The following is a 26,708-nucleotide window of genomic DNA, read 5'->3' as shown; positions in this document are numbered from 1 at the left end:
GCCGGGAGAAGATTTACTCTTCTTCGTCCTCGTCGGCCTGGGCCGCTTCGGTTTCGCTTTCCTTGATGCCGTCTCCCATGGTCTTGGCCATGTGCGAATCGCCGGTAGCCGCTTCGTCACCCTGTGCGAGTTCCGCTTCATGCTGTTCTTCGGCGCTGTCGGCAGCGATCAGGGATTCTTCCACCGGTGCATCCCGGAAGACATCCTCCGCCGTCGGTTCGGCAGCGACGGGAGCAGCAGCCGAAGCCACTTCTTCCGCCTTCAGATCAGCCGCCGCCTGCATCGCATCCAGCATTTTCTGCTGCTGCGCCCGGAGCGCAGCGTCGCGGCTCGTGGCAGCGATCCGTGCCCGGTTCATGCCCGCGCCGGTACCGGCCGGGATCAGACGACCAACGATGACGTTTTCCTTGAGACCGATCAGCTGATCCTTCTTGCCCTCTACCGCCGCCTGGGTAAGCACCCGGGTGGTTTCCTGGAAAGAAGCGGCAGAGATGAAGCTGCGGGTCTGCAGGCTCGCCTTGGTGATGCCGAGGAGAACCGGCTTGCCGGCAGCAGGTTCCTGCTTCTTGGTCAGCTTCGCGTTATATTCCATCATCTCTTCGAGATCGACCTGTTCGCCCGGCAGCAGGGTGGTATCGCCGCCATTGGTGATTTCAACCTTCTGCAACATCTGACGAACGATCGTCTCGATATGCTTGTCGTTGATCTTCACGCCCTGCAGACGATAGACTTCCTGAATTTCCGAGACGAGATATTCGGCCAGCGCCTCAACCCCCAGAACTTCCAGAATGTCGTGCGGATCGGGAGAACCGGAGACCAGGTTGTCGCCCTTCTTGACGAAATCGCCTTCCTGGACGTCGATGACCTTGGTCTTCGGCACCAGATATTCGACCGGTTCGCCTTCTTCCGGCACGATCGCGATCTTGCGCTTCGCCTTGTAGTCGCGGACGAATTCAATCCGGCCATCGATTTTCGCGATGATCGAATTGTCCTTCGGAATACGCGCTTCGAACAGTTCGGCGACGCGAGGCAGACCACCCGTAATGTCGCGCGTCTTCGCCGCTTCGCGCGAAACACGAGCGAGCACGTCACCGGCGGCAACCTTGGCACCGTCCTCGACGGACAGGGTCGCACCATTGGCCAGCATGTAACGGCCGGCTTCGCCGCTGTCCTCGTCAAGCAAGGTCATGCGCGGACGCAGATCTTCCTTGTTGGCACCGCGTCCCGAAGCCCGATATTCCATGATCACGCGCTGTGCGATCCCGGTGGCTTCGTCGGTCTGTTCGGTCATCGTCTTGCCTTCGATGACGTCCTGGAACTTGATGACACCCGGCTTTTCGGTGATCATCGGCATGGTGAACGGATCCCATTCGGCCAGTCGATCGCCGAGCTTCACCTTGGCGCCGTCCTTGATCAGCACGCTGGTACCATAAGGCACCTTGTCGGCAGACCGTTCGCGACCGTCATTGTCGATCACGGCGATGATACCGCTGCGCGCCAGCGACAGGAAGCGGCCGTTCTTGTCCTCGATGACCGGCATGTCGCGATATTCGACTTTACCTTCTGCCACCGATTCCAGATTCGACTGCTCGTTGAGCTGCGCGGCGCCGCCGATGTGGAAGGTCCGCATCGTCAGCTGCGTGCCTGGCTCACCGATCGACTGGGCCGCGATAACGCCAACCGCTTCACCGATGTTCACAGGTGTACCGCGGGCAAGGTCACGTCCGTAGCAGGTGCCGCAGACGCCCATCTTGGACTCGCAGACCAGCGGCGAGCGAATGCGCGCGGACTGGATGCCGAGTTCCTCGATCACGACGATCGCCGCTTCGTCGAGCAGCGTGCCCGACTTGATCACGACGCTGTCGTCCTTGCTGTCGACGATATCCTCGGCCATCGTGCGGCCCAGAATACGTTCGCCCAGCGATGCGATGACCGAACCGCCCTGGACGATGGCTTTCATCTCCAGCGCGTTCTCGGTGCCGCAATCTTCCTCGACGATCGTGCAATCCTGCGACACGTCGACCAGACGACGGGTCAGATAACCCGAGTTTGCGGTTTTCAGCGCCGTATCCGCGAGACCCTTGCGGGCGCCGTGGGTGGAGTTGAAATATTCCAGAACCGTCAGGCCTTCCTTAAAGTTCGAGATGATCGGTGTTTCGATGATCTCGCCGGAAGGTTTCGCCATCAGGCCGCGCATGCCGCCCAGCTGCTTCATCTGGGCTGGCGAACCACGGGCGCCGGAGTGACTCATCATGTAGATCGCGTTGATCTCGCGCTCGCGGCCATCCTCGTCCAGCGGGGTGGCGGCCAGCTCTTCCATCATCGCGTTGGCAACCGTGTCACCGCAACGGGACCAGGCGTCGATCACCTTGTTGTATTTTTCCTGCTGGGTGATCAGGCCATCCTGATATTGCTGCTCATAGTCGGCAACCAGCGTCCGGGTGTCCTCGACCGTCTTGTCCTTCGAATCCGGGATGATCATGTCATCCTTGCCGAAGGAGATGCCGGCGCGGCAAGCGTGGCGGAAGCCAAGGCCCATGATCGCATCGGCGAACAGGACCGTGTCCTTCTGACCGGTGTGGCGATAGACCTGATCGATCACGTCGCCGACTTCCTTCTTGGTCAGCAGCCGGTTGACGATGTCGAACGGTACCAGGTGCGACTTCGGCAGACATTCGGCGATCAGCAGGCGGCCCGGGGTGGTTTCGAAACGCTTGAGGATCGGGTTGCCGTCCTCGTCGGTCTGCGGAACCCGGGTGGTAATTTTGGAGTGCAGGGTCACCGCACCGATTTCCAGCGCCTGGTGCACTTCGGCCATGTCGGCCAGCAGCATGCCTTCGCCGGGTTCGCCCTTGCGGTCCATTGTCAGATAATAGATGCCGAGGACCATGTCCTGGGACGGCACGATGATCGGCTTGCCGTTGGCGGGCGAGAGGATGTTGTTGGTCGACATCATCAGCACGCGGGCTTCAAGCTGAGCTTCCAGCGAGAGCGGCACGTGGACCGCCATCTGGTCGCCGTCAAAGTCGGCATTGAAGGCGGAGCAGACCAGCGGGTGCAACTGGATGGCCTTGCCTTCGATCAATACCGGTTCAAAGGCCTGGATGCCGAGACGGTGGAGTGTCGGCGCGCGGTTCAGCATCACCGGATGCTCGCGGATCACCTCTTCCAGGATGTCCCAGACTTCCTTGCGTTCCTTTTCGACCCACTTCTTGGCCTGCTTCAGGGTCATCGAAAGACCCTTGGCATCAAGACGGGCGTAGATGAACGGCTTGAACAGCTCGAGCGCCATTTTCTTCGGCAGACCGCACTGGTGCAGTTTCAGTTCTGGACCGGTCACGATCACCGAACGGCCGGAATAGTCGACGCGCTTGCCGAGCAGGTTCTGGCGGAAGCGGCCCTGCTTGCCCTTGAGCATGTCGGACAGCGACTTCAGCGGGCGCTTGTTGGCACCGGTGATGGTCCGGCCGCGACGACCATTGTCGAACAGCGCGTCGACCGATTCCTGCAGCATGCGCTTTTCGTTGCGGACGATGATGTCCGGCGCGCGCAGTTCCATCAGACGCTTCAGGCGGTTGTTGCGGTTGATCACGCGGCGATAGAGATCGTTGAGATCCGACGTCGCGAAGCGGCCGCCGTCCAGCGGCACCAGAGGGCGCAGCTCGGGCGGGATCACTGGAATGATCTCGAGGATCATCCATTCCGGCTTGTTGCCGGATTCGATGAAGCTTTCGACGACTTTCAGGCGCTTGATGATCTTCTTGGGCTTCAGCGTCGACTTGGTCGTCCGCAGATCTTCCATCAGATCGTCGCGTTCCTGCTTCAGGTCGAGGTCCTGCAGCATGATCTTGACCGCTTCCGCGCCGATGCCGGCGGAAAAGGCGTCTTCGCCATATTCATCCTGGGCGGCGAGCATTTCGTCTTCGGTCAGCAGCTGGAATTTTTCCAGAGCGGTCAGGCCGGGCTCGATAACCACATAGCTTTCGAAATAGAGCACGCGTTCGAGCTGCTTGAGCTGCATGTCGAGCAGCAGGCCGATGCGCGATGGCAGCGATTTCAGGAACCAGATATGGGCAACCGGGGCAGCCAGGTCGATGTGACCCATGCGCTCGCGGCGAACCTTGGTCACGGTGACTTCGACACCGCATTTTTCGCAGACGATGCCCTTGTATTTCATGCGCTTGTACTTGCCGCACAGGCATTCATAATCCTTCACGGGACCAAAGATGCGCGCGCAGAACAGGCCGTCACGTTCCGGCTTGAAGGTCCGGTAGTTGATGGTTTCCGGCTTCTTGATTTCGCCGAAGGACCAGCTACGGATCCGCTCCGGCGACGCCAGGCCGATCTGGATCTGGTCGAAGGTTTCCGGCTTTGCGATCGGATTTGCAAAATTTGTTACTTGATTCATGTCTTAATTCCTCTTGGGCTTTCGCCCCAAATTTGAAATGCTGCGTGGCGTGAAGCTAGCGCTTCACTCCGCCGCGATCGCAATCCCGTCGTCAGAGTCGTCATCATCCTCGTCGCCAAAGCTGGAGAGCTGGATGTTGAGGCCCAGCGACCGCATTTCCTTGACCAGCACGTTGAAGCTTTCCGGAACGCCCGCTTCGAACGTGTCGTCGCCCTTGACGATCGCCTCGTAGACCTTGGTCCGCCCAATCACGTCATCGGACTTGACCGTCAGCATTTCCTGCAGGGTATAGGCAGCGCCGTACGCCTGCAGCGCCCAGACTTCCATTTCCCCGAAACGCTGTCCGCCGAACTGGGCCTTGCCGCCCAGTGGCTGCTGCGTGACCAGGCTGTACGGTCCGATGGAGCGGGCGTGGATCTTGTCGTCGACCAGATGGTGGAGCTTGAGCATGTAGATATAGCCCACGGTCACCTTGCGGTCGAACTTGTCGCCGGTCCGGCCATCGTAGAGATTGACCTGACCGCTGCGATCCAGACCTGCCAGTTCCAGCATGTCGGAAATGTCGCCTTCGTGCGCGCCGTCGAACACCGGCGTGCCCATCGGGACGCCGTGCCGCAGATGGCCGACCATTTCGACAATGTCGGCGGTGTCACGGCTGTCGATATCCTCGTGATACTGATCGCCGTAGATGACCTTGAGCCGTTCCTTGACCGCATCCGGTGGCGAGGCCGCCTCGGGATCCGGGTTGGCGAGCTTCCACTCTTCCAGCGCTTCGGTAACCTGCTGGCCGAGGCCACGTGCGGCCCAGCCCAGATGGGTTTCGAAAATCTGCCCGACGTTCATGCGCGAAGGCACGCCGAGAGGGTTGAGCACGATGTCCACCGGCGTACCGTCTTCCAGGAACGGCATGTCTTCCTGCGGCAGAATCCGCGAGATAACACCCTTGTTGCCGTGACGGCCGGCCATCTTGTCGCCCGGTTGCAGCTTGCGCTTCACCGCGACGAACACCTTGACCATCTTGAGCACGCCCGGTGCGAGTTCGTCACCGCGTTCCAGCTTCTCGCGACGGTCTTCGAACCGCTCGTTGATCAGCTTGATCGCTTCGTCATATTGCTGACGGGTCGCTTCGAAATCGGACTGAACCTGATCGTCCTTGACCGCGATCTTCCACCAGTCGACCTGCTCCAGTTCGGACAGGCTTTCCTCGGTGATCTCGGCACCCTTCTTCATCGGCTTCGGCGCGGATGTCGCGGTCTGGCCGATCAGCATATCCTTCAGCGTGTTGAAGGTGGCGCGATTGAGGATGGCGCGTTCGTCGTCACGATCCTTGGTAAAGCGGCTGATTTCTTCGCGTTCGATGGCCAGGGCACGCTCGTCCTTGTCGATGCCGTGACGGTTGAACACGCGCACCTCGACCACCGTGCCGGCGACGCCGGGCGGCAGACGCAGCGAGGTGTCGCGCACATCGGAAGCCTTCTCGCCGAAGATGGCGCGAAGCAGCTTTTCTTCCGGTGTCATCGGCGATTCGCCCTTGGGCGTGATCTTGCCGACGAGAATGTCGCCCGGCTCGATTTCCGCACCGATATAAACGATGCCCGCTTCGTCGAGGTTGCGCAGGGCTTCCTCGCCGACGTTCGGGATATCGCGGGTGATGTCTTCCGGTCCCAGCTTGGTGTCGCGGGCCATGACTTCAAATTCTTCGATATGGATCGAGGTGAAGACGTCGTCCTTCACGATCCGCTCGGAGATGAGGATCGAATCCTCATAATTGTAACCGTTCCAGGGCATGAAGGCGACGAGGCTGTTCTTGCCCAGTGCCAGTTCACCCATGTCGGTCGACGGACCATCGGCAATCGTGTCGCCCTGCTGGATCATCTCACCAACCTTCACCAGCGGACGCTGGTTGATGCAGGTGTTCTGGTTCGAACGCTGGAATTTCTGCAGCGTGTAGATGTCGACGCCGGATTTGCCGGCTTCGACCGCACCCGAGGCGCGGATCACGATACGGGTGGCGTCCACCTGATCGACGATACCGGCGCGGCGCGCGGCAATGGCAGCGCCGGAGTCGCGGGCCACGGTTTCTTCCATGCCGGTGCCGACAAACGGTGCTTCGGCTTTCACCAGCGGCACGGCCTGACGTTGCATGTTCGATCCCATGAGCGCGCGGTTGGCGTCATCGTTTTCCAGGAACGGAATCAGCGACGCGGCAACCGAAACCAGCTGCTTGGGGCTGACGTCCATCAGGGTGATGATATCGCGCGGCGCCATCAGGAATTCGCCAGCCTGACGCGAGGAAACGATTTCCTCGACAAAGCTGCCATCTTCGTTGAGCTCGGCATTGGCCTGCGCCACGGTATGCTTCTGCTCTTCCATTGCGGAGAGGTAGAGGACGTCGTCGGTGACCTTGTTGTCGACGACCTTCCGGTATGGCGTTTCGATGAAGCCATACTGGTTGATGCGGCTGAACGAGGCGAGCGAGTTGATCAGACCGATGTTCGGGCCTTCCGGCGTTTCAATCGGGCAGATCCGGCCATAATGGGTCGGGTGAACATCGCGGACTTCAAAGCCGGCGCGTTCGCGCGTCAGACCACCGGGTCCAAGCGCCGACACGCGGCGCTTGTGGGTGACTTCCGACAGCGGGTTGGTCTGGTCCATGAACTGCGACAGCTGCGAGGAGCCGAAGAATTCGCGGACGGTCGCGACTGCAGGCTTTGCGTTGATCAGGTCGTTCGGCATCACGGTGGAGACATCGACGCTGCTCATGCGTTCCTTGACGGCACGCTCCATGCGCAACAGACCGACGCGATACTGGTTTTCCAGCAGTTCGCCGACGGAACGGACGCGGCGGTTGCCGAGGTTGTCGATGTCGTCGACTTCGCCCTTGCCGTCCTTGAGATCGACGAGGGTCTTGACCACCGCGAGAATGTCTTCCTTGCGCAGGATGGTATAGTCTGCCGGTGCATCGAGTTCGAGACGCATGTTCAGCTTCACGCGGCCAACGGCGCTCAGGTCATAGCGCTCCGGATCGAAGAACAGGCCTTCGAACAGGGCTTCCGCGGTTTCGCGGGTTGGCGGTTCGCCGGGACGCATGACGCGGTAGATGTCGGACAGCGCGCCATCACGGTCTTCGGCCTTGTCGGCTTTCAGCGTGTTGCGGATCCAGGGACCGGTGGTGACATGGTCGATGTCCAGCAGTTCGAGCGAATCGATGCCGGCATTGTCGATCTTCTCGAGATTTTCGGCGGTGACTTCGTCACCGGCCTCGATGTAGATTTCGCCGGTCTTCTCGTTGATCAGGTCGAAGGCGCTGTAGCGACCGAAAATTTCCTCGGTCGGAATGACGATGTTCTTCATGCCGTCGGATTCGGCCTTTTTCGCGGCGCGCGGCGTGATCTTGGTCGCGGCTTCGAAAACGACTTCGCCGCTCTGGGCGTCGACAATATCAAAGGTTGGCTTGATTCCGCGCCATTGCTCGGCAACGAACGGGATCGTCCAGCCGTCCTTGGCGCGCTTGTAGACAATGCGCGCGTAGAAGAGGTTGAGGATATCTTCTTCCGAATAGCCCTGCTTGACGATCTTGACGAGCTGGGCGCTCTTGGTGCGGCCTTCGTCCTCGATCTTGCCCTGGACGTCGATCGCACCCATCGGTTCGCGGATGGTGATCAGATTGCCGTCGATTTCGAGAATTTCGGCGGGCTGCTTCATGCCGGCCACGCGGACCATTTCGCCGACCTTGAAGTCAGGCTTCTTTTCCTTGACCTCGAGGATGGCGTCGCCGAGCGAACGCAGCAATGCGGTCACCGGCAGCTTGCGCTTGCGGTCGATACGGACGTTGACGATGTCCTTGGCGTCGAATTCGAAGTCGAGCCAGCTGCCGCGGTACGGAATGACGCGGGCGGCGAACAGGAATTTGCCGGAGCTGTGGGTCTTGCCGCGGTCATGGTCAAACAGCACGCCGGGCGAACGGTGCATCTGGCTGACGATCACGCGCTCGGTGCCGTTGATGACGAACGTGCCGTTCTTGGTCATCAGGGGCATGTCGCCCATGTAGACATCCTGCTCCTTGATATCGAGAACGGAGCGGGCTTCGGTTTCGGGATCGACCTCGAACACGATCAGGCGGAGGGTCACCTTCATCGGCGCGGCATAGGTGATGCCCCGCTGGCGGCATTCCTCGACATTATACTTAGGATCTTCGAGCTGGTAGTTGACGAAGTCCATTTCGGCGGTACCGGCAAAGTCGCGGATCGGGAAAACGCTGCGCAGCGTCTTTTCGAGGCCCGACACATAGCCGATCGAGGCGTCCGAGCGCAAAAACTGTTCATATGATTCGCGCTGCACTTCGATGAGATTCGGCATCTCGATGACTTCGTGGATATTCCCGAAGATCTTGCGGATGCGTTTCTTGCGGGTGGGGGTCGGAGCCGTCGTCTTGACCGAAGCTGCTTGGGTAGCCATAAAGTTTTGCCTTCTCGCCATCGCCGGAAAACCGGCGGAAAATCAATATGTGGAGGCGCTTCAAGACAACAAAAGCCGCAAGTCCCCCGAAGCGGGAAACTGCAGCTTTTTAGCGTCCTGAAAACCGGGCAGATTTCATTTCTTCTGGCGCGCCGCGCGACTGCACGCCCTGTCTCGAAATCTGTGGTGAGTGGGCGATATAGGCCGTCGGCCTATTTGGGTCAAGGGGGCAGAGTCGAACAATGTGCAGGCAAATGGCGTGGTAACGGCGGCGCGTGGTCAGTCGCGCCGTGCCCCTTCGCGGTTCTGCCACCGTGCCGAGCCCCAGGTCCGGATCAGCCGGTCGACGCGATCCCCGAAGGTTCCAGACAGGCTCCGCGCATTGGCGCACTGCTTCTGCTCGACCAGGCAGGCTTCACCGGTATCAAGCCGAAGGCTGGTGATCCGCGATCCCGCCTCGGCCATGCCGATCTGCGTCGGATGATCAAGGCCGCCGATCGTCATCAGCACCGGCTTGGCGGCGACATGGGCCTTCCTGCCCTGGAGCAGGGCAAGCATGATGGCGCGATAGTCGTTCAATCCGATCGGACCCTCGGCGCTGACGCCGGGGCGATTGGTGACGAGGAAAGTGCCGTTCTGCCGGATATTGATATTGTGGCCGTGGCCGAGCAGGCCGTCCTCGAACAGGTCCTCGCCATGATCGCCGGTGATCACGACCAGGCTGTTGTCCCAGACGCCGTCCCGCTTCAGCCTTGAGACCAGCTCGCCGAGCTGCTGATCCGAATAGCGGACCGCGTTCCAGTAGGTGCGTTGCAGGGCATCGCGCTTGCCGGGGCTGATCTCGGCGCGGGGCAGGGGCTGGTCGGTCAGCCGCAGCGGCAGGCCTTCGTGGAAATAGGGGAAATGGGGGGACTGGAAGTTGAAATAGAGAAATTGCGGCCGCCGCCATTGGTCCGGCCCGGCATATTTCTCGTCAAAGGCCTGGAGCAGATGCTTCTCGTCGACCAGGATTGAACCCTGCGCGCCGTTGCCGAAGGCCCGCAGATGCTTCAGCTTCTCGCCGTCGATGAAGAAATCGGCATTTTCGCGCATGCCGACGGTTTCTGAAATATCGCCGAAATCCTCCGGCTGGCCGGAAAACACGGCGATGTCATAGCCGCTGGCCTTGAGCTCGCGGAACAGCGAAGGCGAACCGGCGGCCGGCTGCAGGGCGCCGCCGAATATGGATTTGAGCGACGCGGTGGTGAAACCGACGTGGCTGAAGACCGGGGCAATGAAGCTGCCGGACCGGGCAATGGCTTCGAGATTGGGCGCGACCGGCTGGCCGTTGATGCGCTTGCCGATCGCGTCATGGCGGGCGCTTTCGATGACGATCAGGACGAGATTGGGGCGCGTGCCGATCAGCGGGGTGAGCGGTGGCTGTGGCGGCACGGGCAGCAGCTCGAGGTCGCCGCCATAGCCGTCTTCGTCGATGCCGTTGCCCGGGATATCGAGCGCCAGCGGATAGCGGGCGCTGTCGAACGGATGGCGGTCCGGCATGCTGGAGATCCAGCCATAGCCGTCCCGGTCAAAATCGGTGACCGCATTGGCGGCCTCGGCGAACAGCCCCCAGGCCAGCGTGCGGTTGAGACCGTTCCGCACGTCAGTCGAAACCATCGGCACGGCAAAAGCAAGCAGCAGGCTGGCGAGAAACAGGGCGATCACGGAGCGGCCGCGGGCCGGCCATTTCATGCCGGCGGTGTCGACCGGATATTTCCGGGACAGCCAGCGGAACGCCAGGACATAGCCGAGCAGCCCGATGAGCAGCGCGGTAACGCCGACGAAGATTTCGTTGGAAACGAACAGCATCGCATCGGCGAGGCTGCCGCCGCCCAGATTGGCCATCAGCGCGAAGCTCATCGTGTCGCTGAAATATTGGCCGAGCTTGAAGGTGAGGGCGAGCAGCAGCAGATAGCCGCCCCCGACGATCGTCACCAGAAAGAACAGCGGCGGCCAGGAACGGTTGCTTCTGCAGATCCGGACGATGATCCACCACATGGTCATGACCAGCATTGCCAGGGCGCACAAATAGCCGACCCCGAAGACAAGCCGTTCCGCAAGCGTATCGACCGCCTGCGACTGGCCGAAGCCGCCGGTGAACAGGCCATATTTGCGGTCGGCGAGCGCCAGTTCCAGACCGGCGAGGAGGAGCGTCAGCGCCGCAAGACTGGCTGCAAACAGCTTGCGCTGGCCCTCGCTCTGGGTGAAGAAATGTCTCATCCGGCTCTGCATTGATTCCCGCTGGTGGTTGGCCGACCAACGCTAGCAGCAACCGGTAAAAGGCTGGTTAAGCATGGATTTTCGGCGGCGACGCGCGGTCAGCTGTCCCGGAATTCGGTGATCAGCACCACTTTGCGGACCATCGCCGGATCATATTCGATCTGGCCGTCGAGGATCAGCATCGCCAGCCCGTGGACCAGCGACCAGGCGTGCAGCGTGGCGGCCGCGCGTTCCTCCGGTGCAAGGTCGCCGGGCATCTTTTCCGCTATCCCCTTGCGCAGCTGGCGAAAGGCCTCGCCCATGGCGGAGGGGTCGGGGGTAGCCAGATCGACCTTGCCGACCCTTGCATAGATCAGGCGGAGAAGAGCGGGGTGCTGCACCGCCCATTCGACATAGGTGACGCCGACCTCGGCAAAGCCGGGAAGCCCACCACCAGCCGCGTCGGCTGCCTCGGCCTGACTTTGTCCCAGCCGGTCGAGGCCTTCCAGCGCCAGCGCATCGAGCAGGGCATCCTTGTTCGGGAAGTGGCGGTACAACGCGGTGGCGGACACGCCGAGATCGCGGGCGAGGGCGCGCAGGCCGAGGTCGGGCTGCACCTGGCTGGCCAGCCGCTCCATGCCCATTTCCAGCGCCGCGGCGCGCAGATCGCCGTGATGATAGGGGGCGTTCATTGGAAGGATTGGAGGCTTGGAGCACTCCTCGCCAAACATATGTTGACACTGTTATCATTACTTGTCATGTTAACGGCATAAACATCGCGAGTCGATTTGCCAACAGCCGTGTTGGAAATCGTGCGACCAGCAAGAGGAAATCGCCATGGCTTCCGTCATCGAAAAGACCATCCGCTCCGCCGTCACCCCGGTGATCACCGCCGTGGCCAGTTACAACCGCAAGCGCCTGCCCGAACCCAATGGCGGGCATCCATTCCTGGACGGGCTGCACGAACCGATGCAGAGCGAGGAGACGATTTCGGCAATGCAGGTGACGGGGACGATTCCGGACCAGCTGGACGGGCGCTATCTGCGCATCGGTCCCAATCCGCTCAAAAAAGCGCACAGCCCGAGCCATCACTGGTTTGTCGGCGACGGCATGGCCCACGGCATCCGGATAAAGGGCGGAGAGGCGGCCTGGTATCGCAACCGCTGGATCCGCAGCAACGCGGTGAGCGACGCGCTGGGCGAACCGCGCAAGCCGGGTGCGCGGAACCCGCGGTCGGATACCGCCAATACCAATATTGTCGGCATCGACGGCCGGACCTTTGCGATCGTCGAGGCCGGCGGCTTTCCGGTCGAGCTGAACGACGAGCTCGACACGATCAAGCATAATCCGTTCGACGGCACGCTGACCCATGCCTTTTCCGCCCATCCGCATCTTGACCCGAAAACCGGGGAGCGGCACGCGATCTGCTATGACGCGGCGACGCAGGACACGGTCTGGCACGTGGTGGTCGATGCGCAGGGCAAGGTGATCCGCGAGGAGCCGATTGCGGTCAAGGACGGCCCGTCGATCCACGATTGCGCGATCACCGAACATTATGTGCTGGTGCTGGACCTGCCGGCGACGCTGTCGATGAAGCGGCTGATCAAGGGGTTCCAGTTTCCCTATGACTGGAACCCGGATCATGGCGCGCGGGTCGGCCTGATGCCGAAGACCGGCAGCAACGACGACATCATCTGGTGCGATGTCGAACCCTGTTATGTCTTTCATCCCGCCAATGCGTTCGAGACCGCCGACGGCAAGGTGATCGTCGATGTGGTGGTGCACGAAAGCATGTACGCAAGGTCGCCCTATGGTCCAGGTGGCGACTGGGCGCGGTTCGAGCGCTGGACGGTCGACCCGGAAACGCGGTCGGTCGACCGCAAGATCATCCACGACCGGAACCAGGAATTTCCCCGCTATGACGAGCGGCGGACGGCAGAGCCCTATCGCTATGTCTACAGTGTCGCGCTGGCCGAAAATGACAGCGGCGTGTTCGATCGCGGCGGATCGCAGCTGTTCAAGCATGATCTGGAACGCGGAGAGACGCTGACCCGCGAGCTGGGCGCGGATCGCTATCCCGGCGAATTCGTGTTCGTGCCGCGCTCGGAGGATGGCGGTGAAGATGATGGCTGGCTGATCGGGCTAGTGATCGATGCCGCAAATGAAACGACCGAGCTGCAGATTTTGAACGCCGATGATTTTCTCGGCGAACCGCAGGCGGTGATCCATGTGCCGCACCGGATTCCGCCGGGATTCCATGGCAATTGGGTGGAAAGCTAGACTTTCTGGCGGCTGGCGCCTTGCCTTGAGCGGTCGTTGAGCTGCGCTCGCCCTGCGGGTCGACGGGCTGAGGACGAACGGGGAGGTTACAGCAGCTCGATAAAGCGCGCGGCCTCCTCGGCGGCGCGGTTGGCGGCGCGTTCGAGATTGGCGTGAAAGTCGCCCGAGCTGTCGCTGTTGGCGCCGTCTGTGACCGCCTTGATCCCCGCCCAGGGACGATCGAGCAACGCAGCGATCTGCGCCACGGCTGCGGTCTCCATGTCGACCAGATCGGCCTTCAGCACATCGCGCAAATAGCCGGATCGCTCCGGACATTTGACGAAGCAGTCGGCGGTCGCGATTCGGGCCTGCGGCAGAGCGAGCGCTTCCGGCATCGGATGGGCCGTGAAGGGTTTCCAGTCTGACGGGCCAATCGGCCAGGCGCCGGCGTTGTAGTGGGTGAAGCCGTCATGGTCGCCGAACCGTTCGAGCGTGCCATAGTCGGCCTGCAGCGATTCGCCGAGATAGAAGCAGTCGCCGGCCAGCGCACTGACATGGCCGGCGGTGCCGATTACCAGAAACAGGTCGGGGCTGAAATGGCTGTGCATGTAGAGGGCAGCGGCGCCGGCATGAACCTTGCCGATGCCGCAACACAGGACAGAGACGGTCTTCCCGGCATGATCGATCTGACGGATGGTGCCGAGCGGACTCCCGGCGGTCCGTGCCGAATGGTCGGGCAGGAAGGCGTCGGCCTCGTCCTGCACCCCGGTGATGATCGCGACATGGTCAATCACCGGCAAAGGCCATCAGGGCTTTCGGTGTCACCCCGGCTGCGGCCAGTTTCTGCGCGCCGCCCAGATCGGGCAGATCGACAATGAACAGGGCCTGTTCGACCAGTGCCCCCTGGCCGCGGAGCAGCTGGGTCGCGGCGATGGCGGTGCCGCCGGTGGCGAGCAGGTCATCGACCAGCAGCACCCGCTGCCCCGGCAGGACCGCGTCCGTGTGCATCTCGATCCGGTCGGTGCCATATTCCAGCGCATAGTCGATATAGACGGATTTGCCGGGCAATTTGCCCGGCTTGCGCAGCATGATCTTGCCCTTTTCCAGCGCGTAGGACATCGCCGCCGAGACGATGAAGCCGCGCGCTTCGATGCCGGCAATCAGGTCAAAGGATGCCGGATCGACCAGCGCGATCATCCGGTCGATGGTGCGGCGAAAGGCGGGGCCGTCGAGCAGCAGGGTGGAGACGTCGCGAAACTGGATACCCGGCTTGGGATAGTCGGGGATCGTCCGCACCAGATCGATCAGGTCCTGATTGTCGGTCATGTCGTCCCCCGGAATCGTGAAAGCCTCTAGTCGCGCAGGGGCCGGGCCGTGTCAATCATTCTGCAGGAGGGAGCAGCCGTGACTCTCGGCCGGGACGTTCCGCCAGCGGCCATAGAAAAAGGGCGGCTTCCGAACCGGAAGCCGCCCTCTTGAATGGATAAAAGTCGAAAGACTTACTTGAGTTCGACGGTACCGCCGGCAGCTTCGATCTTCGCCTTGATGTCTTCGGCTTCGGCCTTGTTGACGCCTTCCTTGATCGCCTTTGGCGCGCCTTCGACGAGGGCTTTCGCATCGGTCAGACCAAGCTGGGTGATCGCACGGACTTCCTTGATCACCTGGATCTTCTTGCCGCCGTCGCCGGTCAGGATTACGTCAAATTCGGTCTGCTCTTCGGCAGCTTCGCCAGCGGCAGCAGCCGGGCCAGCAACAGCAACAGCAGCGGCAGCGGAAACGCCCCACTCTTCTTCCAGTGCCTTGGACAGTTCAGCCGCTTCCATGACGGTGAGTTTCGAAAGTTCTTCGACCAGTTTTGCAATATCAGCCATGTTAAATACGCTCCAATTTTCTAAAGATTTGAAAAGTTAAATTCATTCACCCGCAGCAGCATAAGCGCTGAGTACGCGTGCGACACTGGTTGCCGGCTCGACAAGAACCCTTGCGATTTTCGTTTGTGGTGCAACAAGCAGTCCCACAATCGTTCCGCGCAGTTCGTCAAGCGAAGGCATGGCAGCCAGAGATTTGATGCCGGCTTCGTCGAGAAGGGTGTCGCCCATTGCGCCGCCAACGATTTCCAAACGGTCGTTGGTTTTTGCAAATTCCACTGCGATCTTGGCAGCGGCCACCGGATCATCCGATGTGGCAAGCGCGACCGGACCCGTCAGCATATCTGCTATCGGGGCATAGTCGGTACCTTCCAGAGCCAGCTTGGCAAGGCGGTTTTTAGAGACTTTGAAGCTTGCGCCCTCGTCCCGCATTTTCGTCCGCAGCGCCGTTGATTGCGCGACGGTCAGACCCAGGTTGCGTGTCACCACGACCACCCCGGCCTGCTTGAAAACAGCGTTCAGAGCGACAACCGCTTCGGTCTTTTGACCACGATCCATATTTTGCTCCTTCACGTGGATGGGGGCCGAAACCCACATCCAATTCCAATTATCGTCATCCTGAACTTGTTTCAGGACCTCCGGATGCAACATGCTTCCGGGAGGGATGCTGAAACAAGTTCAGCATGACGAGCGAAAGGATTGATCGAAATCAATCCTGTATAATCCGAAGGGGGAGTTTGGCTGCGATGCCGCGTGCAGGACGCGGGCTGCGAACCTATGAGCCAAGGCTCATAAAAAACTGATCCCCGTCTAGGCTGGAAATTAAGAGAGGCAAATTCCCCTCACCCGCTGTCTCGGACGGAAATTGCGATTCTTTTGATGGAAGCACAATTTGTAGGGGAGCCATTAGCGGGTGGGGCAGGGATGTCAAGGGTGGATGGGATTTTGAGTGGCTGTCAACTGCGTAAAGGAGACGTCCGAGGTTTGTGGATGTTGGTCAGTTAACGCGTCAATTGCGGTGGTTGATCATGTCGTCTATTATCGAGTTAAGCGGCCGATGTTTGGAGATCAAGCCAGTGAGCAGGAAGACCAGCAATTACCTCCTTGGGATGAGCATTTGCATGGGCTTGGTATCGCTGCACGGTTTGGAGATCGTTGAACTGGGGAAGGGTGCAAAAATAGTTGCCTTCGTCAGTTTGGTCTTTGCATTTTTAGTGCTGTCCTCGAGCTTGCAGGACCGGAAGGCAAAGAAGAGCTAAACTGTTCTCCTAATCGAGGGCAGAACGCCCTCATCCAACTGCGCCTAATCCGCTTCGCGGATAAGGCTTCGTATCCTTCTACCTCACGGGAGAAGGTTTACTGGTCGCGCCGCAAAACGCCCGGTTCAATCCCGTAATAATCACCCTTGTCGGCTACATAGATATGGCTCCAAATTTTCGTGCCGGTCGGCTGGTCGATGCAGCCCATGGCGATGGCGATCTTGTCGGGATGTTCGATCGGGTCCCAGAACAGGAAGGAGCCGCAGGTGTCGCAGAAGCCGCGGCGGACCTTGGGGGATGACTGGTACCAGCGGATATGGTCTTCGCCGGTGATGGTGACGGCGCTGGTCGGGAGGTCGGCGGAGGCCCAGTAGTGGCCGGACTGCTTGCGGCATTGGCTGCAGTGGCAGGCGTCGGCCTCGGGCAAGTCGCCGTCGACCTCGATCTGGATGGCGCCGCAGAGGCAGGAACCCTTGTGCATATTGTCCTCCGGTAAATGGTCGGACGCCAATCCTACCGGAAAAGGGGGCGGGTTTGGAAGCGGCTATTTTCAGGCGCGGGAGACCCGGACCTGCTGGCTGACCATCTCCATGCTGCCGAATCCGGTGAGGAAGGAGACGTCGGTGGCGTCGCGGCCGATGCCGATCACCGCCATGTCGCTCGCCTGGGCCATGCCGGTCGGATCGACCAGATGCCAGCGGCCGTCCAGAAACACCTCGGCGACCGCGTGGAAATCCTGCGGCTCGACATCGGGGGCATAGGTGCTGACAAAGCGGGCGGGGATATTGGCGGTGCGCGCCATGGCGATCAGGATATGGGCATAGTCGCGGCACACGCCCTTGCGCGCGTCATAGCTCTGCTCGGCATTGGTGTGGGCATTGTCGCTGTCCGAGCCGTAGGTCATGATCCGGCCGACATGGTCGGACATGGCGGCGACCAGCGGGCCGCCGACAAGATCGGCGAACTGGTCGCCGACCAGCTGGTCGAAGGCATGGGCCGAGCAATAGGGCGAGCTGAACAGAAAGGGCACGGCCTCGCCCGGCAGGTCGGGCAGGTTTGTCGCGGCCAGGCTGGCCAGATCCGGATTGGCGCGATCGACCGTGACCCCGGCGGCATAGGAGACGGTCAGAGCCTGCTGCTGCGTCGTCCACAGCCGGGTGCCGATACCGTCCTGCGCCGGGATGATCGTCTGGTCGGGGACCGGACCGACCGTGGTCAGCGCCTGGTCGAGCCGCTGTTCCCGCGTGGCCGCGGCCGAGACCTGGACGAGGATGGTGCAGGGCGCGGGGAGGCGGTAGGAGAGGTCGGCGCTGATCTGCAATCGGGTCATGGCGGGTCCTTCAAAAAAATCGGGCGCATGAAAAAAGGCCGGGGTTGCACCCGGCCTTCTTCACTTGGCTTTTGCGGTCATCCCCGGCGGATGCCGGAGCGACGGACGGCGAATCAGGCGCCTTCGATCTCACCGAGATCAACCTTGAGGCCGGGGCCCATGGTCGTGCTCAGGCCGATCTTGCGGACATATTTGCCCTTGGCACCGGCTGGCTTTGCCTTGACCACGGCACTGACCAGCGCGTCGAAATTCTTGCGCAGATCGGCTTCCTTGAAGCTCACCTTGCCGAGACCATTGTGGATGATACCGGCCTTTTCAACGCGATATTCAACCTGGCCGCCCTTGGCGTCCTTGACGGCCTGTCCGACATTCGGGGTCACGGTACCGAGTTTCGGGTTCGGCATCAGGCCCTTGGGTCCGAGTACCTTGCCGAGACGGCCGACGAGGCCCATCATGTCCGGAGTGGCAATAATGCGGTCATAGTTGAGATCGCCGCCCTGCATCGCTTCCATCAGGTCTTCTGCGCCAACCGTGTCGGCACCCGCTTCGCGGGCTTCGTCCGCTTTCGCGTCCTTGGCAAACACCGCAACGCGGGTTTCCTTGCCGGTACCGGCAGGCAGCGAGACCACGCCGCGGACCATCTGGTCTGCGTGGCGGGGATCGACACCGAGATTGATCACGACATCGAGGGTCTCGTCAAACTTCGAGGTCGAAGCGAGGCCCTTCAGCGTCTGGATCGCTTCGTCGATGCTGTAGATCTTGTTGCGATCGACCTTTTCGTTGATCGTCTGCATTTTTTTGGAGAGTTTCGCCATGGTCTTATCCCTCCACCACTTCTACGCCCATCGAGCGTGCGGTGCCTGAAATGATCTTCATGGCCTGTTCGATGCTGTTGGCATTGAGGTCGGCCATTTTCGTTTCGGCGATTTCCTTGATCTGCGACGCCTTGATCGTGCCGCCGGAGGTCTTGCCCGGTTCGCTCGAACCCTTTTTCAGCTTGGCCGTCTTCTTGATCAGAAAGCTCGCTGGCGGGGTCTTGGTTTCGAAGGTGAAGCTGCGATCGCCGTAGACGGTGATCTTGGTCGGGATCGGCGTGCCTTTTTCAAGCTTGTCGGTCGCCGCGTTGAACGCCTTGCAGAATTCCATGATGTTGACGCCGCGCTGACCCAATGCTGGGCCGATCGGCGGGGATGGGTTTGCAGTACCGGCCGGTACCTGCAAATTGATATAACCATCAATTTTCTTAGCCATTTGGCTGTCCTTTCATTCTTTTCCCGTCCTTCGACAAGCTCGGGATGAGCGGGCCTCGGGGCGGATCAAATTAAGTGGTCAAACGGAGAGCATGCTCTCCTCCCACACTGGTATTCTGGAGCAAGCTCCGGAATTTTGTTGTGCTCCAGATTCTAACCGGAGCGAAAAACTAGCTGATCAGGTCGACTTCGCCGAAGTCGAGTTCGACCGGGGTTGCGCGACCGAAGATGGACACGGAAACCTTGACCTTGTTCTTGTCGAAATCCAGTTCCTCGACAATGCCGTTGAAGCTGTTGAACGGGCCGCTCTTGACCTTGACCTCGTCGCCGATTTCGTAGCTGACCGTGATCCGCTGCTTCGGAGCGTTGGCCGCTTCTTCCTTGGTGTTGAGGATGCGGGCGGCTTCGGATTCGCTGATCGCCTGCGGCTTGCCGCTGCTGCCGAGGAAGCCGGTGACCTTGGGCTGGTTCTTGACCAGATGGTAGACATCGTCGGTCATTTCCAGCTTGGCCAGCACATAGCCGGGGAAGAATTTCCGCTCCGACTGGATCTTCTTGCCGCGCTTGACCTCGGTGATCGTCTCGGTCGGAACCTCGATATCCTCGACCAGTTCGGTCAGGCCCAGCCGCTTGGCGTCGGCCTCGATGGCTTCCTTGACCTTGTGTTCAAAGCCCGAATAAGCGTGAATGATGTACCAGCGTGCCATGCGAATAACCTAAAAAATCTGTGTGGGGCGCTTAGGCAAGGCTCAGGAGCCAGGCCACAACCGCGTTGAAAATCGAATCGACGCCGAGGAAAAACAAGCCGAGGATCGTGGTCATGATCAGCACGAGGATCGCCGTGCGGACGGTTTCCGGCCATGTCGGCCAGACGACCTTGTTGGTCTCCGCCTTGACCTGATTCATGAATTCGCCTGGATTGACTTTCGCCATGCTTGATTCCCTAAACTTGTCTCGCCGGTTTTAACATAAACTCCGGGTGTCAGCCATTTGACTGTGACCGGATATATGCATGGTTTCGGAAAGAACCAGCCCTTTATACGCAGATTCCCGGATTCGCAAGAAAAAGAACGGGGATTTGCCGGAGCGGCACAGCTTCGATCTGCGATCCGATCCTTCGGAGAGGTTCGCGGTGTCACCAGTCGGCGGCTTCCGGGTCCTTCCTTGGACTCACGCGAAGCCGCGAAGCGATTGTGCGCAGTCTTTCATTCTTGGCGGCTTTGCGTCTTCGCGTGAGCCAAGACTTTTGTTGAAGCGAGTCGAGAACTTTACAAAAACGCGCGCTTTTATTTTCCGTGACCTTTGGCCCAAGGCGGCAGATTTGCTGCGGTTCGCGACCGCCGGGATCGCGGCGAGTGTGACCTTCCGGCGGGAGGCGGGGCCAGCCGGATGGTGCGGGCCGCTGGTTCTTTCCAATGTCAAAGAGCCTGTCGAAGTATGTGGGCAATTATAGACGAACGGGGCGGGTGTAGGACAGCGGTTTTTGGCAGTGACGGCAGGGAGCATTGCGCCTTCATCCCTGAGGCTGATCTGCGCTTCGGATGGTGGAACACCCTCATCCAACGCCGCCTAATCGCTGAAGCGATAAGGCTCTGTATCCTTCTCCCTCACGGGAGAAGGGGGGGGTGCCCCAAGTGCTGCGTTCAGACGCGAGTCCCCTCCACCACGCTGCGCGCGGTCCCCCTCCCCGCAGGCGGGGAGGATTTGGCGAGCGCTCAGGCTGGCCGGGTCGCCAGTTTCCGGCTCGGGTGCATGCCGTCGACATAGCCCATGAAGGGCGGGTGGATATTGTAGCCGAGCAGTTCCTGTACGCGCTTCGGGAAGCGCGCCGCCTTTTCGGGAGAGACGGCGAGCAATTGCTGTTCCAGCGGCCGGCACCAGCCCTTGCAGAATTGCGGGGTGACGATCAGCCGGTCGGCGGCGGAGCGGTTGCTGCCGCCGCGGTGCCACAGGGTGCCCTTGGCCAGCATCAGCGAGCCGGCGGGCATGGTCGCCCGGATCATGTCGGGATGGTCATCGGTGCCGTGACTGGTCTTGTCGGTGACGCCGGTCCTGAAATCGGAGCCGCGATTGGCGCCAGCCGGCTGCTCGTCGCCCCAATTGTGGCTGCCGGGGATGATCTCGGTGGCGCCATTGTCCTCGGTGGTTTCGCTGATCGACCAGAAGGTCGACAGGCTGAGCGGGTCGCGCGGCCGCGCCAGGCCGCAATGGCTGTCGTCGAAATGCCAGGGCTGGACGGTTTCGCCGGGGTGCAGGTTGATCGCGAGGCAGGCGTAGAGCAGGCAGCTCTTGCCCAGTTCGCGCTCGGCAAAGGCGAGCTGCAGCGGATGGGCAATCAGGTCGGCAAAGACGGGATCCTTGTCGAGCATTCCGTAGATCCGGTTCGATTTGTCGCCTTCGAAATTGTTGCGCCCGCGGATATCGGCATCGATCCACGGCTGGAGCGCCGCGCGCTGCTGTTCCACCTGTGCGGGTGTCAGCACGTCGGGAAGCATGACATAGCCCTCTTCCTGAAACTGGGCCCAGGCATCCTCGAAGCTGCGCCCGTGCAGCCAGGGGCCGAGATCCGCATCCGCCGTGGCCATGCTGCTTTCGATAGTCATCGATCCTGCTCCGTAATTCGTGTCATTGTGACCTTGATAGCCATTGTTTGAATTGAATTCAATTCAAACAATGGCTAGGAGGCAGGAGGACGGGCAAGGCAAGAGAGACAAGCGCAAGGGCAAGGGCAAGGGCAAGGGCAAGGGCAAGGGCAAGGGCAAGGGCATGGCCAAAGGCAGCAGGACCGCGGAAACATCCGATCGCAAGCTGATGCGGGCGGCGAGCATATTGGCGGCGGCAGAAATGATCCTGCGGGACGGCGACGGTGAACTGGAAATGGGACAGGTCGCCGAGCGGGCCGGCGTGTCGGTGGGCCTGGCCTATCATTATTTCGGCTCCAAGTCGGGGATGCTGGGCGCGATCATCCACGCCTTCTACGATCGCTACAACCAGGTGGCGAACCAGCATATCGACCCGGATATCCGGTGGGGCGTGCGCGAGAAGCGCAGGCTGATGGCGGTCGTCGCCTTTCTCTACGACGATCCGATGGCGCCGGTCATTCTCGGAAAGATGGCCCGGACCAACCAGGTCGCTGCGGTGGAATCGGCGCGCCATGAAGAGATGATCGAAATGGCGATCCGCAATATCCGGTCCGGCATCCGGCGCGGCGATATCGGTGCCCATATCGATCCGGCGATTGCCGGCGCCGCGATAACCGGAGCGATCCGTAGCGGGATCATGCACGCCATGGCGATGGCCCCGCGGCCGGACCCGGCCAAGCTGGGGCACCAGATATGGGGGATGATCGCGGGGGCGCTGGATATCGAGCGTTAATAGCGCTCGATCAGGTCCCACCGGTTGCCGAACGGATCGCGCCACTTGACCACCATGCCGTAGGGCTCCTCGCGCGGTTCCTCGAGAAACAGGATGCCGGCCCGCTGCATGATCGCGTAATCGGTTTCGAAATCATAGGTTTCCAGAAACAGGAACACCCGGTCGCCGGCCTGTTCGCCGATCACCTCCTGCTGCGCCTCGTTGCTTGCCCGCGCGAGCAGCAGGCGCGTCTCGGTGCTTCCCGGCGGCGCCACCAGCACCCATCGCTTGTCGTCAGACAGCGGCGTGTCCTCGACCAGCTCGAAGCCCATCAGGCCGACATAGAATTCGATCGCCGGATCATAGTCGGGGACGAGCAGGGTGATGGCGGAAAGGAACTGGGGCATGAAATCTTCGGTGCAAGAAAAGGAAAAATGGCAGGAGTGCACGGACTCGAACCGTGGGCCCTCGGTTTTGGAGACCGATGCTCTACCAACTGAGCTACACTCCTGCACGGCCGCTGCGCGCTCGCGCGGCAGCCGGTTCGCGCATTAGCGTCCCGCGACGCATTCGGCAAGCGGGTTTGTTGGCGGTCGGCCAAAGCGGTCGATGGTTAATGCGTTAGCCTTCGCCGTTTACCGAAATCCGGCACACGGGCTTTACCGGCAGGGTGGAAAGAACATGGGTCGCCATCTCGCCGCGGATTCGGGATGCGACTGCCATTGCAATGGCCCCGAGGAGGTAAATATGACAGACTCAATGGTTCGGACGCCCGATGTGTCGCCGGTCAGGGACCTGGCGACAATGCCTTATGCGATTGCCGTAGAGGAAGACCGCTGCGCCGTTCGTCACCGGCTGGCGATCCCGGCGAAGATGCGCTTATCCTGTTCCAGCAGCTTCCCGGTCAATGTCCTCGACATGTCGCTGGCCGGATTTTCCTGCGATGCCCTGCTCCAGGCGCATCCCGGCACCTTGTGCTGGCTGACCCTGCCCGGCCTGGGCGCGCTGGAGGCGGAGGTCGTGCGCCATGATCCGGCGGGCATGGGCTGCTCGTTCAAGAATCTGCTCAACCAGGCAGTACTCGATCATTTTGTCATGAGATATCCGCCAGCGCAGAGCTGACCGGCCAGATCGGGGAATATTCCCCGGGCCAGTCTGGTCCGGGGAAACTGTGACAGCGCCGGAGGGCGGTTACTCGGCCGCCTGCAATTGCGGCGCGAAGATCCGGTCCAGTTCCGCGTCATCGGCCTCCGTCAGCCGTTCGACCCACTGGTGGAACGCCTGTCCGCCGCCTTCGTTGCGGCCGAACCAGACCTTGTCGATCAGGCCCGACTGCAGCGCCTCGTGCTGGCGCTTGCCGGTCTTGTAATCCTCTTCCGCGACCACGGTCTCGAGAAAGTCGAACTGGTCGCGCGCGCCCTGGCGGACGGCGTCGTCGGTCGGGGCATGCTCCATCACGTAAAATTGCGTGGTGTAGCTTTCGCCGACGGTTTCGCCGGGGAACAGCTGCGAGATCATCGCGCCGCGACCGCCGCCGCCGTAGAAGCTGGCGATCGAGATATGCGGAAAGATCGTCCAGACGCCCTGCAGCAGCGCGTCGATCGGCCAGTCCTTCTCGTCGATCTCGGTGAGATCGACCTTTTCCTCGCTGCCGGTCTTCTGGACAAATTTCGAGGGCGAGGACAGCCGCTGGTGCGGCCCCCAGGCAAAATAATTGGCGCGATTGAAAAAGTCGGCGCCGAACGTGTTCTTGTGCAGCACCGGCAGGTGATAGAAATCGAGATAGCCGTCATAGGCGGTCTTCCAGTTCGGACCCGGAATGGTGCGCTGGTCGAACAGGTGCCAGCCGTCGAAGCCGAAATGCTCCAGCAGGCTGTCATAGCCGCAGAGATAAGCCTCGATGTCGAGCGTGCTGTCGGGGTCGAGCGTCGCCCAGATCAGGCCGGCGCGTTCGAGCGTCGGGAATTTCTTCAGGCAGAAGGCGGCCTTGTCGACGGTGCCGAAATCCTTCGGCGAGGCGATGGCGAGCAGGTCGCCGTCATTCTTGAAGGTCCAGCCGTGATAGCCGCAGGTGAAGCGGGTGGCCTTGCCGCTGCCCTCGGCGACGGGATTGCCGCGGTGGGTGCAGCTGTTGAGAAAGGCCTGGGCGGTGCCGTCCTTCTGGCGCGTGATCAGGACCGGGATGCCGGCCATGTCCATCGCCTTGTAGCAGCCGGGTTCGGGCAGTTCGCAGGACGGTGCCATCATCAGCGGCAGCCGCTTGAAGATCAGGTTTTTCTCCCGTTCGAACCGGGCTTCGTCGGTATAGTCGGACGCGGGGATTGCCACCACGTCGTCGACGAGCTCCATCGTGTCCGCCTTGCCATGTTCAACCAGTGAACGGGTCATTTCCAACAATTGTTGCCGCGACATGTCTCTCTCCTAAAGATTTGGGGGAGAGATTATCATATCTGCCGGGAGCCGAAACTATTCTTTATGCGAAGGGGGGTGGACGGGCAATATATCGGCGGCCGGCTCGTTGCGGGTCCAGATCCAGCTGCCGCTGATCAGCGCCGCCGCGATCGGAATCAGGTTCCAGGGCAGCTTGACGAACAGCAGGGCGATGACGCAGCTGGCGGCAAAGGCGACGGTGGCGGCCCATTTCCCGCGGCGGGTGATCGCGCGCCGGTCGCGCCAGTTGCGTATGTGGCCGCCGAAAACGTGATGGTCGACCAGCCATGCTTCCAGCCTTGGCGAACTATTGGCAAAGCAGAAGGCGGCCAGGATCATGAACGGCACGGTCGGCAGCAGCGGCAGCACCACGCCGATGCCGCCCAGGGCGACCGAGATCAGGCCGGCGGCCAGATATAATTGTCGTTTCATGGCGATTCTCTAGCATGGATTGCAGCAAAGGCGACCGATTCGATGGCCCTGTCTGCTACCCGCGAGCGCGCCGCTGGTTGCTTTGCGATCCGGCGGCAACCGGGTTTGGTTATCCCGTGGTCCTGCCGGGAGAGGCGACGAAGCGCAGCAGCAGATATCCCAGCAGTCCCGAGACCAGCGAGCCGCTGATCACGCCGAGCTTGACGGTTTCGATCTGGCCGGGATCGACAAAGGCGAGATTGCCGATGAACAGGCTCATCGTGAAGCCGATCCCGGTCAGGCAGGCCAGCCCGTAGAGCTGCAGCCAGGTCACGCCGGCCGGGGGCTTCACCAGACCGAGCCTGGTCGCCAGGAACATGAAGCCGAAGACCCCGAGCTGCTTGCCGATCACCAGACCGGCGGCCACGCCCAGGGCGAGCGGTGCCATCAGGTCGGTGATCTCCAGCCCGGCCAGAGAGACCCCGGCATTGGCGAAGGCGAATATCGGCAGCACCAGAAAGGCGGTCCAAGGATGCAGCATATGCTCGAGGCGTTTGAGCGGGGACCGGCCGTCGGGCGCGGAAAGGGGAATGGCGAGGGCCGCGATGACCCCGGCAAGGGTGGCGTGGACGCCCGATTTGAGGACGCAGATCCAGAGAAATATGCCGACCAGAATATAGGGTGCGGTGCGGATCACGCCCATGCGGTTCAGCGCGAACAGGGCGAGCGTGCCGACGCCGGCCAGCATCAGCGAAATGCCGGAGACTTCGGCGGTGTAGAACAGCGCGATGATGATGATCGCGCCGATATCGTCGATGATGGCGATGGCGAGCAGCAATATCTTGAGCGAAACCGGGGCATGCCGGCCCAGTAACGCCAGCACGCCGAGGGCAAAGGCGATGTCGGTGGCTGCGGGGATCGCCCAGCCATTGATGTTCGCCGGCATGTTCCAGTTGAAATAGAGAAAGATGGCGGCCGGAACAGCCATGCCGCCGACCGCCGCGATCAGCGGCAGCGAGGCCTGTTCGACGCTGGAGAGCTGGCCCTCGATCAGTTCGCGCTTCACCTCGAGACCGACCAGAAAGAAGAAGATCGCCATCAGGCCGTCGTTGATCCACAGCGCCAGCGGCTTGGCGATTTCCAGTCCGCCAAACCGGACGGCCACCGGAATGTCGAGAAAGGACAGGTAATAAGGCGCCAGCGCGCTGTTCATGGCGACCATCGCCGCCAGCGCGGCGCAGAACAGGACGATGCCGGCGCTGGTTTCCTGCGCGATGAAATTCTGCAGGGCGCGGTTCATCCTCTTGACCATGTCGGTGTCCTCATCTCAAAAATCGGGGCGGCGAGCACGTGAGGGAGTGCTGCCGCCCCAGGGGGGTGGGGGAGGGACCGTGGCTAGGCGGACGTGCGGGGCCGAGCCTTGCGGCCGTGCTGCCCGGTGTC

The 26,708-nt window shown here is 61.3% G+C and carries 22 protein-coding genes and 1 tRNA gene; 3 read left to right on the top strand and 20 right to left on the bottom strand.

The window, feature by feature from the left end:
• Positions 1 to 13: 13 nt before the first annotated feature.
• The 4 genes from rpoC to V7650_RS07275 form a co-directional block, all read right to left on the bottom strand.
• Positions 14 to 4,408 (bottom strand): DNA-directed RNA polymerase subunit beta', encoded by a 4,395-nt coding sequence (rpoC, locus tag V7650_RS07290; RefSeq protein ID WP_335655591.1) that lies wholly within the window; start codon positions 4,406 to 4,408, stop codon positions 14 to 16.
• A 63-nt stretch (positions 4,409 to 4,471) separates the two neighbouring features.
• Positions 4,472 to 8,866 carry a DNA-directed RNA polymerase subunit beta gene (gene rpoB, locus V7650_RS07285; protein WP_335655590.1) on the bottom strand — a complete coding sequence of 1,465 codons (4,395 nt, stop codon included), beginning with the start codon at positions 8,864 to 8,866 and terminating at the stop codon, positions 4,472 to 4,474.
• Between the two features lie 279 nt (positions 8,867 to 9,145).
• On the bottom strand, positions 9,146 to 11,125 hold the full coding sequence (locus V7650_RS07280) for a sulfatase-like hydrolase/transferase (protein ID WP_335655589.1): 1,980 nt from the start codon (positions 11,123 to 11,125) through the stop codon (positions 9,146 to 9,148).
• Positions 11,126 to 11,223: 98 nt separating this feature from the next.
• Positions 11,224 to 11,796, bottom strand: a complete 573-nt coding sequence (locus V7650_RS07275; protein WP_335655588.1) for a TetR/AcrR family transcriptional regulator — start codon at positions 11,794 to 11,796, stop codon at positions 11,224 to 11,226.
• A 145-nt stretch (positions 11,797 to 11,941) separates the two neighbouring features.
• On the opposite strand from V7650_RS07275, the gene V7650_RS07270 reads away from it, so the two are divergent.
• Positions 11,942 to 13,384, top strand: coding sequence for an 8'-apo-carotenoid 13,14-cleaving dioxygenase (locus V7650_RS07270; protein WP_335655587.1), 1,443 nt, complete (start codon positions 11,942 to 11,944; stop codon positions 13,382 to 13,384).
• 86 nt (positions 13,385 to 13,470) lie between these two features.
• Here V7650_RS07270 and V7650_RS07265 read toward each other — a convergent pair whose 3' ends face one another.
• From V7650_RS07265 to V7650_RS07215, 11 genes are all read right to left on the bottom strand, one after another.
• Positions 13,471 to 14,157, bottom strand: coding sequence for a 5'-methylthioadenosine/S-adenosylhomocysteine nucleosidase family protein (locus V7650_RS07265; RefSeq protein ID WP_335655586.1), 687 nt, complete (start codon positions 14,155 to 14,157; stop codon positions 13,471 to 13,473).
• Positions 14,150 to 14,689, bottom strand: a complete 540-nt coding sequence (locus V7650_RS07260; protein WP_335655585.1) for an adenine phosphoribosyltransferase — start codon at positions 14,687 to 14,689, stop codon at positions 14,150 to 14,152. The genes V7650_RS07265 and V7650_RS07260 overlap by 8 nt, the downstream gene beginning before the upstream one ends.
• 173 nt (positions 14,690 to 14,862) lie before the next feature.
• The gene (rplL, locus tag V7650_RS07255) at positions 14,863 to 15,234 is read right to left on the bottom strand and encodes a 50S ribosomal protein L7/L12 (RefSeq protein WP_323798709.1); all 372 of its coding nucleotides are present in this window, start codon (positions 15,232 to 15,234) and stop codon (positions 14,863 to 14,865) included.
• Between the two features lie 42 nt (positions 15,235 to 15,276).
• Entirely contained in the window at positions 15,277 to 15,789 is a 513-nt protein-coding gene (gene rplJ, locus V7650_RS07250) for a 50S ribosomal protein L10 (RefSeq protein WP_335655697.1), read from the bottom strand.
• Between the two features lie 798 nt (positions 15,790 to 16,587).
• The gene (locus V7650_RS07245; RefSeq protein ID WP_335655584.1) at positions 16,588 to 16,971 is read right to left on the bottom strand and encodes a GFA family protein; all 384 of its coding nucleotides are present in this window, start codon (positions 16,969 to 16,971) and stop codon (positions 16,588 to 16,590) included.
• A gap of 69 nt (positions 16,972 to 17,040) precedes the next feature.
• On the bottom strand, positions 17,041 to 17,820 hold the full coding sequence (locus V7650_RS07240; RefSeq protein WP_335655583.1) for a transglutaminase-like domain-containing protein: 780 nt from the start codon (positions 17,818 to 17,820) through the stop codon (positions 17,041 to 17,043).
• 113 nt (positions 17,821 to 17,933) lie between these two features.
• Complete coding sequence (gene rplA / locus V7650_RS07235) at positions 17,934 to 18,635, bottom strand: 50S ribosomal protein L1 (RefSeq protein WP_335655582.1); 702 nt, start codon at positions 18,633 to 18,635, stop codon at positions 17,934 to 17,936.
• Positions 18,636 to 18,639: 4 nt separating this feature from the next.
• Positions 18,640 to 19,071 carry a 50S ribosomal protein L11 gene (rplK, locus tag V7650_RS07230; protein WP_335655581.1) on the bottom strand — a complete coding sequence of 144 codons (432 nt, stop codon included), beginning with the start codon at positions 19,069 to 19,071 and terminating at the stop codon, positions 18,640 to 18,642.
• A gap of 169 nt (positions 19,072 to 19,240) precedes the next feature.
• Positions 19,241 to 19,777 (bottom strand): transcription termination/antitermination protein NusG, encoded by a 537-nt coding sequence (gene nusG, locus V7650_RS07225; protein ID WP_335655580.1) that lies wholly within the window; start codon positions 19,775 to 19,777, stop codon positions 19,241 to 19,243.
• 31 nt (positions 19,778 to 19,808) lie between these two features.
• Positions 19,809 to 20,003, bottom strand: a complete 195-nt coding sequence (gene secE / locus V7650_RS07220) for a preprotein translocase subunit SecE (protein ID WP_335655579.1) — start codon at positions 20,001 to 20,003, stop codon at positions 19,809 to 19,811.
• A 782-nt stretch (positions 20,004 to 20,785) separates the two neighbouring features.
• Positions 20,786 to 21,673 carry a phytanoyl-CoA dioxygenase family protein gene (locus tag V7650_RS07215; protein WP_335655578.1) on the bottom strand — a complete coding sequence of 296 codons (888 nt, stop codon included), beginning with the start codon at positions 21,671 to 21,673 and terminating at the stop codon, positions 20,786 to 20,788.
• A gap of 70 nt (positions 21,674 to 21,743) precedes the next feature.
• On the opposite strand from V7650_RS07215, the gene V7650_RS07210 reads away from it, so the two are divergent.
• On the top strand, positions 21,744 to 22,445 hold the full coding sequence (locus V7650_RS07210; protein ID WP_335655577.1) for a TetR/AcrR family transcriptional regulator: 702 nt from the start codon (positions 21,744 to 21,746) through the stop codon (positions 22,443 to 22,445).
• On the opposite strand, the gene V7650_RS07205 is transcribed toward V7650_RS07210, so the two are convergent.
• Both V7650_RS07205 and V7650_RS07200 read right to left on the bottom strand, forming a co-directional pair.
• Positions 22,442 to 22,831 (bottom strand): VOC family protein, encoded by a 390-nt coding sequence (locus V7650_RS07205; protein WP_335655576.1) that lies wholly within the window; start codon positions 22,829 to 22,831, stop codon positions 22,442 to 22,444. The genes V7650_RS07210 and V7650_RS07205 overlap by 4 nt on opposite strands.
• A gap of 28 nt (positions 22,832 to 22,859) precedes the next feature.
• A tRNA-Trp gene (locus tag V7650_RS07200) sits at positions 22,860 to 22,935 on the bottom strand.
• A gap of 236 nt (positions 22,936 to 23,171) precedes the next feature.
• Between V7650_RS07200 and V7650_RS07195 the strand changes: the two genes are divergently transcribed.
• Positions 23,172 to 23,546, top strand: a complete 375-nt coding sequence (locus tag V7650_RS07195) for a PilZ domain-containing protein (RefSeq protein ID WP_335655575.1) — start codon at positions 23,172 to 23,174, stop codon at positions 23,544 to 23,546.
• Between the two features lie 69 nt (positions 23,547 to 23,615).
• On the opposite strand, the gene V7650_RS07190 is transcribed toward V7650_RS07195, so the two are convergent.
• From V7650_RS07190 to nhaA, 3 genes are all read right to left on the bottom strand, one after another.
• A complete protein-coding gene (locus V7650_RS07190; protein WP_335655574.1) occupies positions 23,616 to 24,836 on the bottom strand; it encodes an aromatic ring-hydroxylating oxygenase subunit alpha in 1,221 nt (406 codons plus the stop codon).
• Between the two features lie 54 nt (positions 24,837 to 24,890).
• On the bottom strand, positions 24,891 to 25,286 hold the full coding sequence (locus V7650_RS07185; protein WP_335655573.1) for a YbaN family protein: 396 nt from the start codon (positions 25,284 to 25,286) through the stop codon (positions 24,891 to 24,893).
• 109 nt (positions 25,287 to 25,395) lie between these two features.
• Positions 25,396 to 26,577, bottom strand: coding sequence for a Na+/H+ antiporter NhaA (gene nhaA / locus V7650_RS07180; protein WP_335655572.1), 1,182 nt, complete (start codon positions 26,575 to 26,577; stop codon positions 25,396 to 25,398).
• Positions 26,578 to 26,708: the final 131 nt, after the last annotated feature.

Origin of the sequence: Parasphingorhabdus sp. (assembly GCF_036964565.1) — a bacterium.
Lineage (GTDB): Bacteria > Pseudomonadota > Alphaproteobacteria > Sphingomonadales > Sphingomonadaceae > Parasphingorhabdus.
The sequence above is the reverse complement of the archived record's forward strand: the minus strand, read 5'-3'. Positions and strand labels throughout refer to the sequence as shown.

Coding starts and splice junctions, on each gene's coding strand:
- rpoC (WP_335655591.1), bottom strand. CDS start 4,408: ATGAATCAAGTAACAAATTTTGCAAATCCGATCGCAAAGCCGGAAACC.
- rpoB (WP_335655590.1), bottom strand. CDS start 8,866: ATGGCTACCCAAGCAGCTTCGGTCAAGACGACGGCTCCGACCCCCACC.
- V7650_RS07280 (WP_335655589.1), bottom strand. CDS start 11,125: ATGAGACATTTCTTCACCCAGAGCGAGGGCCAGCGCAAGCTGTTTGCA.
- V7650_RS07275 (WP_335655588.1), bottom strand. CDS start 11,796: ATGAACGCCCCCTATCATCACGGCGATCTGCGCGCCGCGGCGCTGGAA.
- V7650_RS07270 (WP_335655587.1), top strand. CDS start 11,942: ATGGCTTCCGTCATCGAAAAGACCATCCGCTCCGCCGTCACCCCGGTG.
- V7650_RS07260 (WP_335655585.1), bottom strand. CDS start 14,689: ATGACCGACAATCAGGACCTGATCGATCTGGTGCGGACGATCCCCGAC.
- rplL (WP_323798709.1), bottom strand. CDS start 15,234: ATGGCTGATATTGCAAAACTGGTCGAAGAACTTTCGAAACTCACCGTC.
- rplJ (WP_335655697.1), bottom strand. CDS start 15,789: ATGGATCGTGGTCAAAAGACCGAAGCGGTTGTCGCTCTGAACGCTGTT.
- V7650_RS07245 (WP_335655584.1), bottom strand. CDS start 16,971: ATGCACAAGGGTTCCTGCCTCTGCGGCGCCATCCAGATCGAGGTCGAC.
- V7650_RS07240 (WP_335655583.1), bottom strand. CDS start 17,820: ATGACCCGATTGCAGATCAGCGCCGACCTCTCCTACCGCCTCCCCGCG.
- rplA (WP_335655582.1), bottom strand. CDS start 18,635: ATGGCGAAACTCTCCAAAAAAATGCAGACGATCAACGAAAAGGTCGAT.
- rplK (WP_335655581.1), bottom strand. CDS start 19,071: ATGGCTAAGAAAATTGATGGTTATATCAATTTGCAGGTACCGGCCGGT.
- nusG (WP_335655580.1), bottom strand. CDS start 19,777: ATGGCACGCTGGTACATCATTCACGCTTATTCGGGCTTTGAACACAAG.
- secE (WP_335655579.1), bottom strand. CDS start 20,003: ATGGCGAAAGTCAATCCAGGCGAATTCATGAATCAGGTCAAGGCGGAG.
- V7650_RS07215 (WP_335655578.1), bottom strand. CDS start 21,673: ATGACTATCGAAAGCAGCATGGCCACGGCGGATGCGGATCTCGGCCCC.
- V7650_RS07210 (WP_335655577.1), top strand. CDS start 21,744: ATGGCTAGGAGGCAGGAGGACGGGCAAGGCAAGAGAGACAAGCGCAAG.
- V7650_RS07205 (WP_335655576.1), bottom strand. CDS start 22,831: ATGCCCCAGTTCCTTTCCGCCATCACCCTGCTCGTCCCCGACTATGAT.
- V7650_RS07195 (WP_335655575.1), top strand. CDS start 23,172: ATGACAGACTCAATGGTTCGGACGCCCGATGTGTCGCCGGTCAGGGAC.
- V7650_RS07190 (WP_335655574.1), bottom strand. CDS start 24,836: ATGTCGCGGCAACAATTGTTGGAAATGACCCGTTCACTGGTTGAACAT.
- V7650_RS07185 (WP_335655573.1), bottom strand. CDS start 25,286: ATGAAACGACAATTATATCTGGCCGCCGGCCTGATCTCGGTCGCCCTG.
- nhaA (WP_335655572.1), bottom strand. CDS start 26,577: ATGGTCAAGAGGATGAACCGCGCCCTGCAGAATTTCATCGCGCAGGAA.